The 9,079-nt window shown below is 60.4% G+C and carries 7 protein-coding genes; 1 reads left to right on the top strand and 6 read right to left on the bottom strand.

Annotated features, from left to right (window positions below; genetic code table 11):
* Window positions 1–186: 186 nt before the first annotated feature.
* A complete protein-coding gene (locus J2W40_RS19490; protein ID WP_310227628.1) occupies window positions 187–1,182 on the top strand; it encodes an IS481 family transposase in 996 nt (331 codons plus the stop codon).
* Between the two features lie 297 nt (window positions 1,183–1,479).
* Here the strand turns inward: J2W40_RS19490 and J2W40_RS19485 are convergent, their stop codons facing one another.
* From J2W40_RS19485 to J2W40_RS19460, 6 genes are all read right to left on the bottom strand, one after another.
* A complete protein-coding gene (locus tag J2W40_RS19485) occupies window positions 1,480–3,027 on the bottom strand; it encodes a long-chain-fatty-acid--CoA ligase (RefSeq protein WP_310227627.1) in 1,548 nt (515 codons plus the stop codon).
* 82 nt (window positions 3,028–3,109) lie between these two features.
* Window positions 3,110–4,066 (bottom strand): MBL fold metallo-hydrolase, encoded by a 957-nt coding sequence (locus J2W40_RS19480; protein ID WP_310227626.1) that lies wholly within the window; start codon window positions 4,064–4,066, stop codon window positions 3,110–3,112.
* A 50-nt stretch (window positions 4,067–4,116) separates the two neighbouring features.
* A complete protein-coding gene (locus J2W40_RS19475) occupies window positions 4,117–4,923 on the bottom strand; it encodes an SDR family NAD(P)-dependent oxidoreductase (RefSeq protein ID WP_310227625.1) in 807 nt (268 codons plus the stop codon).
* The gene (locus J2W40_RS19470) at window positions 4,920–6,182 is read right to left on the bottom strand and encodes a cytochrome P450 (RefSeq protein ID WP_310227624.1); all 1,263 of its coding nucleotides are present in this window, start codon (window positions 6,180–6,182) and stop codon (window positions 4,920–4,922) included. The genes J2W40_RS19475 and J2W40_RS19470 overlap by 4 nt, the downstream gene beginning before the upstream one ends.
* Before the next feature lie 143 nt (window positions 6,183–6,325).
* Window positions 6,326–7,708: an acyl-CoA reductase gene (locus J2W40_RS19465; RefSeq protein ID WP_310227623.1), complete on the bottom strand. Its 1,383-nt coding sequence runs from the start codon at window positions 7,706–7,708 to the stop codon at window positions 6,326–6,328.
* Window positions 7,705–9,027 carry a hypothetical protein gene (locus J2W40_RS19460; protein WP_310227622.1) on the bottom strand — a complete coding sequence of 441 codons (1,323 nt, stop codon included), beginning with the start codon at window positions 9,025–9,027 and terminating at the stop codon, window positions 7,705–7,707. Before J2W40_RS19460 ends, J2W40_RS19465 begins: the two co-directional genes overlap by 4 nt.
* Window positions 9,028–9,079: the final 52 nt, after the last annotated feature.

Below are 9,079 nucleotides of genomic sequence, written 5' to 3'. Positions count from 1 at the left end.
GTCGCTTCGATCGATGCACCCGTCATCCACGGCCTCCTTACCATGGAGACCCATTGATTCAGAGTTTCATGCAATACGCAACTGTAATGCTAGGTGTCTGGTTGCGAGACATCATTGGGACATGGTAAGTAGCGCCATTGCGGAGCACGCGTGGCGCTTTGCCGCTTTTGCTGATGAGGTTTCGTGATGGTGCAGATACATCCCCAGGCCCGAACCACGGCTGTTGTGCGGGCGGAAATCGCTCGTTCTACCGAGCCCGCCAGTGTCGTCGCAAAGCGCTATGGCATCAGCGACGAGACGGTCCGCAAGTGGCGCAGACGCGGCGAGCAGGCGGTCCAGGATCGCTCAAGCCGGCCCAAGCGCCTGACTTGGTGCATGACCGAGGAAGAGCGCGCCATCATCTGCGCTGTGCGCAGGTCGACTGGCTTCGCCCTGGATGATCTCACCTTCGTGCTCCGGCACTTCCTGCCACACCTCAATCGCGACAGCATCTATCGGGTGCTCAAGGCCGAGGGGCTCAACCGCCGCCCACCCAAACCCACGACGCAGCCGCGCAAAGGACAGGGGCGCTTCCAGGACTATGACCTGGGCTTTGTCCACATCGACGTGAAGCACTTGCCCAAGCTGCGCACTGCGGACGGCGACACCCGCAAGCGCTTCCTCTACGTCGCCATTGATCGCTGCTCACGCTTCGTCCATCTCGAAGTCTATGACGCCGAGAATGCCGCCAACGCCATCGCCTTCCTCAAGGCTGCCAGAAAGGCCTTCCCTTTCCGTATCACCCACGTCCTGACGGATCGGGGATCCTGCTTTACCGCCGACGATTTCGAACGCGCCTGCGCAAAGATCAAGGTCATTCACCGCACGACGCGGCCCTATACGCCGCAAACCAATGGCATGGTCGAACGCTTCAACGGCCGCATCGCCAGCGAAGTGATGGGCATCAATGTCGCCGGCCATGCTGATCTTGAAATCCTGCTGACCGGCTTCAACCGTGCCTACAATCGGCGACGACAGCGCGTGCTCCAAGGCAGTTCACCATGCCAGAAGGTAGAGCAACGGATCGGCCTTATGCCCGCGCTCGCCAATCCTCGTTACAAGCCGAAGGCATCGGACGATCTTATGAATAAAGTCGACGACGTACTATCTTACGCCAATGATGTCTCGCAACCAGACAGCTAAACAACTAGCTTCGGCTGACCAGCGGCGCGGCGCCGGCCCTGCTGGAATGACGTCCATACGCGAGGGCCCCTGACCCTCCTGCCGTTCGAAACCTGTTTCGAATGTTCTTACATCATCAGCCACTATGACAGCCCTCAAACGAGGGACAAAACATAGCCAGTTCAGCAGCTACGAAAATGTGGGGAGGTTTTTGCGCTTACGGTTTTCTGATGGCGGATTGATCTGTTGCGAACGATCGGCGGGCAGGCCACCGCCTGTCCGCCGATCTGCCCCGCACCGACGCCGCTCGCTCAGCGACTACGGCCTGCCATGCTCCTTGCGGATGGCGAGCTTATTGATCTTGCCGCTCGCAAGTTTTGGCAGATCGTCGGCGAAAACGATGCTCTTGGGACATTTGTAGCCGGCTATGAGAGTGCGGCAGTGAGCGATGAGTTCGGCCTCGCCCACGCTCGCACCCACGCGGAGTTGGACGACCGCGCGCACGGCCTCGCCCCACTTCTCGTCTGGCACGCCGATCACCGCCGCGTTGGCGACAGCGTCGTGCTGGTAAATCGCTTCCTCGACTTCGCGCGAATAGATGTTCTCGCCGCCCGAAACGATCATGTCCTTCTTGCGGTCGACCAGATAAATATACCCGTCGTCGTCGAACTTACCCATGTCACCGGTATGCAGCCAACCGTCACGCAGCGTCTCTAGAGTAGCGTCAGACTTGTTCCAGTAACCCTTCATCATGATGGGGCCGCGCAGCAGGATCTCGCCCGGCTCGTCGATAGCGCAATCCTGACCGTCGTCGTTGACGAGCCGGACCTGCACACCCGGGAACGGGATGCCGATCGACTGTAGTCGGCGGCGATAGCGCTCCTCGGCGTCGGGCTGATGGTCTTCGATCGGCAGGATGATGCCCGACCCCTCAGTCTGCCCATACATTTGCAGGAATACGTTGCCCAGCTTATCGAGGCCGCGGCGCAGGAGCGCAGTTGGCATTGCGGCAGCCGAATAGACGATCATCCTAAGGCTGCTGAGGTCAAACTCGTCGATCCGGGGATGGTCAAGCACCATCTGCACCATCGTCGGCGCCATGTGGGTGATTGTGATCTTCTCATCCTGGATCGTCTGCAGGATGAGTTCCGGATCGAAGTCGCGGTGAAGGTACACGGTGCCCGCGCGCCAGCTCTGCCCGAGCGACATATCCTTCGCGCCGACATGGAACATTGGCATCATCAGCAGGATGCGATCGGCCGGGCCAGCCATCATCAGTGCGCTGATCGATTCGGCGCAGGCCGCCTTGCCGCCGTGAGTAAGCATCACGCCCTTGGGCCGCCCAGTCGTGCCGCTGGTATAGATCAGCGAGCACAAGTCGTCGTTCGCCACTTGCGCCCAAAAGTCGGCGTCGCCGGTCGCGATGACATCGCCGTACGAAGTGGCCCAAGCGGGCGCCTTGCCGATGCAGACGAAATGCTCGACCGTTTCCAGCGAATCGCGGATGCCGTCGATCAGGTCCGCGAATTCCTCCTCGAAGACAAAGATTTTTGGCATGCTGTCGTTGACGACATAAACCACTTCGGGCGGAGCGAAGCGGAAACTAACCGTCGCGGTGACGAAGCCGCCCACTTCGGAAGCAGCATAAACTTCGCAAATCTCAAGGCAGTTGCGGCTCATTACCGCCACGCGCTCCTGCCGGATCAGCCCCAGCTTGGTCCAAGCCGAGGCGAGCCTGCGTCCCCGATCGAGATATTGCCCATGCGTCAGGGTATTGCCCTGAAACACCCATGCAGGATGGTCCGCATAGTTGCGGGCATTCGCCTCCAGCATGTTGGCAAGGGTGAACGATGAACCGTTGGTCAATGAATTTCTCCAGATATTCTACCACGTCATGATAGTGCGGGGCGATTTTGGTGTTCCCGCACGCACGCGGGGAAAATTACGTTCATGCCCAGGCCCAGTAGCGCTTGCCCTCGCCCTTCATCAGGCGCCCGAATTCGAGGCCAGGGAAGTGGGAAGACGAGACATGGACATTCGTTCCTTCCAGCTCTTTGCGCAGGATGTCTTTAGAATGCTTGGCCATGACCGGATCGATGTCGGCCATAATCGCAAAGTCGTTGTCCACCAGTTCGAGCGGGCAGTGAATGACATCGCCCAGAACCATCGCCCGGTCCTCGCCCGAAGAAATCACGGCGATCGAACTACCGGGAGTATGCCCGGGCAGGTGACGAAGATCGATCCCAGGGGCGATTGTCCGATCCTTGTCCCACAGCTCGATCTGACTGTGCGCCGGCTGCATGCGGTCCTTCGTCGGCTCGACGCCGAGCATGATCTTGAAAGTGGTCTCGTCGGGCGCAGTCTCGCTCAGGAAATAGTCCGCGTCCGACTGATGCGCCCAAAGCTTAGCCTTGGGGAAGAAGGGCAGTCCCCCATGCGCGACCCAGCCCATGTGATCGGGGTGGAGGTGCGAAAGTACGACGTCGGTGATCTCGTCGGGCCGCACGCCCGTCCGCGCCAGATTGTCAGCAAGCCATCCGTGCTCAAGTTTCTGTACGTCGAGCATGTCGGTAAACCATGCCACCTGCGCCTCGGATGCGCCTTTGGAACGGAAGAAGTCCTCGATGTCGGCGCGTGGCATGGTCGGCTTCTTCTGATGCTCGGGGTGGCCGCAATCGCCGTGGCTACAGGCATGTTCGTTCGGGCCGAGCCCGGCATCGATCAGCACGACCTGATTTCCGGTGCGCACGAGAAAAGCCCCCAACTGCGCCATCGACTTGTCAGGCATAAGATAGTTGCTGTGCAGCGCCTTTTCTTCCGGCGTCATGTCGGGGATGCCGGGCGGCAGCGGGGTAGTCCACTCGCCATCCAAGATCTGGATGATCTCAAGATCGCCTACTTTCATCGCCTTCTCCGATTCTGTTCTTTTCTGTTTCGTGGATCCGCTGGTCGATCTTAGAGGCCAAGGATGTTGTTGCCGGCACCCGCGAGCGAGGCGCCATCGACCGCGATCTCGGTGCCGTTGACGTAGGAGGCATAATCCGACAACAGCCAGGCAGCGACTTGCGCGTCTTCCCACGGTCGGCCCATCCGGCCTTGCGGAATCGTCGCAAGGATCGGGGCCAGCATGCCCTCGTAATCGGTACCCTCGCGCTCCTGCCTCAGCATGCCCCCGGTGGTGAGCATGTTCACGCGGATGCCCTGCTTGGCATAGGTTGCAGCCGCGACTTTGGTAAGGCCAATGATGGCCGCCTGAGACGAAGATGCATATGGCGCCGGGGTTAAGGCGCGATGCGCCACCGTCGAACCGTTGTTAACGATCGCGCCACCGCCGTTGGCGATCATCACCGGGATGGCATATTTGATGGTCAGGAAGCTGCCGTGGATTTTGACGTCGTGGACGTATTTCCAGTCCTCAAAGGTCACGTCGCAAAGCGGCACTTTTTCGGCGTCGACACCAGCGTTGTTGAAAAGGCCATCGATGCGGCCATAGGTCTTGAGGGTGATGTCGATCAGCGCCTTGACCGACTCCTCGTTAGTGATGTCGCGCTCGACGCCCAAGGCACGGCCACCCATGCTTTCGATCTCGGCGCCCACGTCCTTCACGATCGCGCCGCGACGCGCGCAGATCACCACAGTTGCGCCCGCTTTAGCGAAACCATATGCGGCGGCAAGGCCTACACCTTGGCTTGCGCCGGTGATGATGATCACCTTGTCGTCAAGCGTGCCGTCTGGCACGATCCGCTTATCCTTGTCCTTCATTCATCCACTCCGCATGTCGCTTCTTGCATGTTCTTTGCGGGTTCCCATTCGAGCCGAAGTTCATCCAGGCCAAAACTGATACCACCGTGCCACGGTGGTCGGTAGCCTTTGGGCATGCGGAATTGCGGCACCGCCGCCAGCCACGCACGCATCGCGCCAATAAGTTCAAGGCGAGCGAGGTGCATGCCGATGCAGATGTGTTGGCCGAAACCAAAAGCAAGGTGCCGTCGCGCGCCGCGATCGAAATCGGATTGGCCCGGTTCGACATAATCGGCGGGATCGCGCGATCCCAAAGCGGTCGGGCACACAACACGTTCGCCCGCCTTGATAAGCACCCCGTCGATCTCGACGTCACGAACCGCCATGCGGGTCAGCGTAGTAAACGAATAGAGGCGTAGCAGTTCCTCAATCGCCGCCGGGATGAGGTCGGGTTCACGGCGCAATCGGGCCTGTTCATCCTGATGCTCGGCCAAATGCATGAAATGCCAGCCGAGCGCGGTGACGACCGTATCAAGACCGGCGGCAAACAGGATCAGAGCCATGCCCAACGCCTCGCCCTCAGGGTCGACAGCACGGGCATCAGTGGAGCGGATGATTTGGCTCAGCAGATCGTCCCGCGGCGCATTACGACGATCGGCTATAGCTTCGTCCATGTAGCTGCGGATCTTAAGCCAGGTCTCGGCAAGCAGGTGCGCACCTTTGCGGCCCATCGCAATGTATTCCCATTCGAGAAGTTGTGGTAGGTCGTCGACCGGCAGGCCCATCAACTCCACGAAAATCTGTGTCGGCAACCTTATCGCGAACTCGCTGACGAACTCACAATGTCCGCGGTCGGCAAACCGTTCGATCAAGTCGCGCGAGAGCGCGTCGATCCGCTCCTGCCGCGCCTTCACGGCGGCCGGCTGGAACCATGGTTGCAAGATAGCACGCAGAGCCTGATGGTTGGGCGCATCCGATTCCAGCGGCGCAAGCACCAAATCTTCGCCAAGCAGTTTGCCTACCCCGGTGGAATCCCTGCTGACGAAGTTGCGGTGGTCAATCAGGATCGATCGAATTGCCTTTGCCTCGGTCGCGATCCAGCAACCTGCGTCGTCGTCCTGTGGAAGCGGCCCGTGCAACGCATAGCGCAGGCCGCCTCTCGCCGCGATCCGCTCAAGCCAATCGTGCGGCGGGACATCGCCGCCCTGCCACGGATGACCCTCGATCACCAGCGACGCCGGTACGTGGTCGGGAATCCGCGACTGGGTGGACAATTCCATCAATCTCTCTTCTGTAGTCGCCGGGCGATCACGACCTCAGCCATATTGACCGGATCTGACTTGGCGCCATTTTTCTAACATACGTCCGCCCGAAGGAAAGGCAGCAGGGAAATTTCACGTTTGTGATGCCCTGACGTCGCTCATCATCCCTCGTCGGTGACCCAGCGAACCAGCCGGTGCAGCGGGAAGAAGCCGTCGTGCGGAATACCCACACCGCCTCCTAGCGCGGCACCTAGAGTGACGATCCGCTGCGCTCCGGCTGCGGCCAGCTTTTCGCGCAGCGCTTCCTTGCGCTCTGCCGGATAAATGCCAACCGTTTGCGTGGCCACGCTCGTGAACCGCAGTGCATCATCTAGGCTGGCAACCGTCACCACGTTTACGGTCTTGCCTGCCGGATGAAAATCGACCGGATCCTCGGACAGGATCACTAACCCCTTTCCGTCGCAATCGCCAAAGACGCGGTAAAACGGTTCGAGATCTCGGAGCGATTGCAGTTCCTCACGCACCTCGGCAGGCACGTGCACGGTTCCGCCGCCGGAGGCGGTAAGGCGCTCTTTGCCCATTTCGGCCTGCAGCATTTCGCAGAAAGCCTCTGCCTCTTCCATCGACGCCTCGACGAACTGGAACCGGCTCGCCGTGCAAGCCGACTGGTCATAAAGGCAGCTGTCGATGGCCGCGGCCTCGGCCGCCTCGGCAATAGCTTCGCGGCTGGCGAAAGCTTCTCGTCCGATCATAGAGATCGAGGTCTTGGGATCGAAGGCTACCAGTTCGAAGCCAGGACCGACATACTGCTTGGCGCTGCGCAACGCCCCCTCGCCGCCCCATGCGACCAGCTTGTCGAAGAAGATCGGGCGCAGCAGGAATTTCTCGACTGTCTCATCCCCCCCTTTCCAGTAGACCGCCGAGAAGCTGCGGACCACGGGATGTCCCGGCGCCACTTCGGCCATCGTGCGCAGGATGGCAGTGGCGGTGAACAAGTCGTTCGACGGCAGCTTCAGAAGGTTCACGCCCTTGGTCAGAGCGCCGCGGATAATGGATATCGCCGCAACACCGGGCGCATTTCCCGCGAGGACATGCACCAACCGCGGTGGAAAGGCGCGGTAGCGCGACCGGCGACCCGACGGATCGATCACTTCGCGCCAGTCATCAAGAAGATCCGCGCCCCCAAGTTCCCCCTGAACGAGAAACTCCAGCCATTCGCGCGCAAACAGGGGTGGCAGTTGCTGATATGCCCGCTTTAGGACGCCGCTATCGAGGTCGCCGACTCGAACCATCGCGTCATAAGCTTCTGCAAGAAAGCCCGAAGGGTCGGTCTGCAACCGTTCGCCGGTCGCGACGAGGATGTCCATGACCTCGGCCAACGGGGTGCAGAAGGCCGGCCCCGGTGCCGAGCGCGGCCAGACCAGCGCGTCGATCGCCAGAGTCGGCGTGGTGAATCGGCCAAAACGCCCGTCGTCACCGACGACAAGTTCGCCTTGGATGAAGTGCGGCACATTGGCCACGGCTGCGCCTGCCAGTTCGCTCATGCGCCGATCTCCCCGCTGATATAGGCGTCGATAGTGCCAGCGCAGCCGATCTTGTCTTCCTCACCAATCTCGGCGTAGCGCGAGATTTCGGGATGCACGACCAGGCCCGGCAGGCGCGTCTCCGGCCTCGTCTCGCGAAAATCGAGCTTTACGCGGTCGCCGGTGATCAGCCCGTTCCAGCGGGCCTCGTTTGACAAATCAAGATAGGCGAACCTGCCTTCGACCACGCCCTCGCGTGGACCGGCCGGCTTGATCCCGTCCCGGTCGAGGACAAAGGGTATGATCCACGGGACTTGGTGGTAATATCTGTCCCGATCCATGGGGAATCCAGCTGACATCTCAGACATGCCGAAACCCTGCTGAGTGCGGACATCGCCAAAGAATTCGAATAGCTGCTCGCGATAGTCGGCCGGCAGGTTGGCACCCTTCAGTCCGCCGCCGCTCTGTATCACCGTGTCGGGGTGGAATTCGCCATTGCCGACGCCGCGCGAGCGCAAGCCTTCCATGATCTGCCACATCTGCAGCCAGCCACCGATGATGACCATCGGCTCGCGGCGCAAATCGCCAATCATATCGATCATCACAGCGAAGCGCCCGGCCATCTCGGCCGCCTTGGCCTTGGCGGATTCTTCTGCTGCCGCGATCTCACTCGGCGTCGCACTGCCTTCCGCCATCTTCAGGCGCATTTCCGCCATGCGGGTTATATCGACCAGCTTGAGTGGCTCATCAGACAGATAGTGCAGTGAATCCGGTCGACCGTACATGCGTGCGACGTGATTTGCAGCTACCAGCAGCAGATAAGGTCCGCTGCGAGGGCCAAGGAAGAAAAGGTGATGCTTCTGTTCCGGTACGATCGGATCGGGCCAGCACATCCGCTCCAGATAGCGGCGCAGCAATTGGTCGTCGCCGATTGTCCGGTTGAGAAACGAGACCTTGCCCGACGTTCCACTAGTCGTATTGACAAGGTGGCCTGCCGACCAAAGCCGACTGACCCAGTCATCGATATCTGCAACATTTTCCAGATCGACATTGTCCATCGATCGGGTCGTCAGCGTGCCCAGCCACCGGGTCATACGGTCCCACTGACCGTTTCGGATAAAGGCGTTAGGATAGGACTTGAACGTAGTGTGTGAGAACAGCAGCGGGATCAGGTCGTCCAGCGTCTCGATCCGTTCAACTCCCGCTTCCCGCGCCCTTCGGTCCAAAACCGGCAACTGCTCGCGCCGTTCGGCAAGCAGTTCGCGTGCCGCCGCCAACTGAAGCGGCACCAGTTCGGACTGTGGCATCGTGTAGCAGCCGGGCTGGTTCACCATGTCCATCAGGGTTTGACGCGCGCTCATGTCAGACTTTCTCCTCTCGTTGGTCTGAACG

It is taken from the genome of Sphingobium xenophagum, from assembly GCF_031457465.1.
In the GTDB taxonomy this organism is placed as follows: Bacteria; Pseudomonadota; Alphaproteobacteria; order Sphingomonadales; family Sphingomonadaceae; genus Sphingobium; species Sphingobium xenophagum_A.
This window is presented reverse-complemented; position numbering and strand designations above follow the sequence as displayed.